General features: G+C 45.7%; 2 protein-coding genes. One reads left to right on the top strand and one right to left on the bottom strand.

The window, feature by feature from the left end; all coding sequences use genetic code 11:
• A partial coding sequence (gene vpoC / locus R7O12_RS23955) for an efflux RND transporter outer membrane protein VpoC (protein WP_318126533.1) occupies nt 1–1177 on the top strand: 1177 nt, incomplete at its 5' end.
• Between the two features lie 212 nt (nt 1178–1389).
• On the opposite strand, the gene rfaE2 is transcribed toward vpoC, so the two are convergent.
• Nucleotides 1390–1853: D-glycero-beta-D-manno-heptose 1-phosphate adenylyltransferase (gene rfaE2 / locus R7O12_RS23950; protein ID WP_318126531.1), on the bottom strand; the 464-nt coding region annotated here is incomplete at its 5' end.

The following is a 1853-nucleotide window of genomic DNA, read 5'->3' as shown; positions in this document are numbered from 1 at the left end:
AGCAATCACCTCTAGCCGTAGTGCTCGATTACCACAAATCAACCTAACTGCGGGTTACAACCTAACTCGTGGCGACACCGACTACGACGATAGCGCTTTAGGCAAATCATCAAACGATCAAGACGCCTTAACCGCTGGTGTTAGCTTTTCTCAAACACTTTATAACCGTGCATCTTGGATTTCTCTAGACACAGCAGAGAAAAGCGCTCGTCAAGCAGACGCAACTTACGCAGCAACCCAACAAGGTTTGATCCTTCGTGTCTCTCAAGCGTACTTCGAAGTATTGCGCGCTCAAGACAATCTAGTCTTCGTTCGTGCAGAGAAAGCAGCCGTTGGTCGCCAACTAGAACAAACAAAACAACGCTTTGAAGTTGGTTTGTCGGCAATTACTGACGTTCACGATGCGCAAGCTCAGTACGATGCGGTACTAGCAGATGAAGTGTTGGCAGAAAATGATCTGATCAACAGCTATGAATCACTACGTGAAATCACAGGTCAAGAACACAAAAACTTAAACGTTCTTGATACTAACCGTTTCTCTGCAACACGTACGAACAGCCCTGCTGAAACGTTGATCGATGAAGCGAAAACGAAGAACCTTAGCCTATTGTCAGCTCGTATTTCACAAGACATCGCGCGCGACAACATCTCGCTAGCTAGCTCTGGTCACCTACCAACACTATCTCTAGACGGTGGTTACAACTACGGTGATACTTCAAACAGTGCTCGTGATAACACGACGGATAACTTCAATATTGGCGTTAACCTAGCAGTGCCACTTTACACTGGCGGCAACGTGACATCACAAACCAAACAAGCTGAGTTTGCGTACGTTGCAGCAAGCGAAGATCTTGAAGCTCAGTACCGTAGCGTAGTGAAAGATGTTCGTGCACAAAACAACAACATCAACGCTTCTATTGGTGCGTTAAAAGCGTATGAGCAATCGGTAGTTTCAGCGAGATCTGCGCTAGAAGCGACAGAAGCAGGTTTTGATGTAGGTACTCGTACTATCGTTGATGTTCTAGACGCAACTCGTCGCCTATACGATGCGAACAAAAACCTTTCAGACGCTCGTTACAACTACATCCTGAGTGTTCTTCAGCTTCGCCAAGCGGTTGGTACACTAAGCGAACAAGACATCTTAGATGTGGATGCAGGTTTGAAACCAGCGAAATAACGTTCAGTTATACAATGAAATTAAAACGCCAGTTGATTCTTCAACTGGCGTTTTTTGTTGTCTATCACTCGATGCAAATTACCTAACATTGTACGCCTAGCGATTGTCTCGCAAATGCATTGCTATACCAGAACGTAGAACAGCAAGCATAGAAAAACAAAAAGGCCGCTTTACAGCGACCTTTCAGATAGTGTTGTTCAAAGCAGTAAGGCTTAGCCTTTGCCGCCTTTAATTGCATTGATGATTTCGCTGGTTGAGCAACCATCTTCAAAGTTCAAAACACGAACTTCACCACCTGCTGCAATCACTTCTTTACCACCGGCAATCACTTCTGGTTTGTAGTCACCGCCTTTAACTAACATGCTTGGCAGCACTTCAGAGATCAGACGCTGTGGCGTATCTTCACTAAACGGTACAACCCAGTCAACCGCACCTAAACCTGCCAATACTGCCATACGGCGATCGGTTGGGTTTACTGGACGACCAGGGCCTTTTAAACGCTTTACAGACTCATCGGTATTTACTGCGACAATTAGGCGATCGCCTAGCTCAGCAGCATGATTAAGGTAAGACACATGACCAGCGTGAAGAATATCAAAACAGCCATTGGTCATGACGACTTTCTCGCCACGAGCACGTGCTTTTTTCACCGCTTCAATCAGTGCTTTTTCTGAGA

It is taken from the genome of Vibrio sp. Vb1574 (assembly GCF_033338675.1).
Note: the sequence above shows the minus strand (reverse complement) of the source record. Positions and strands in the feature narration are given on the sequence as shown.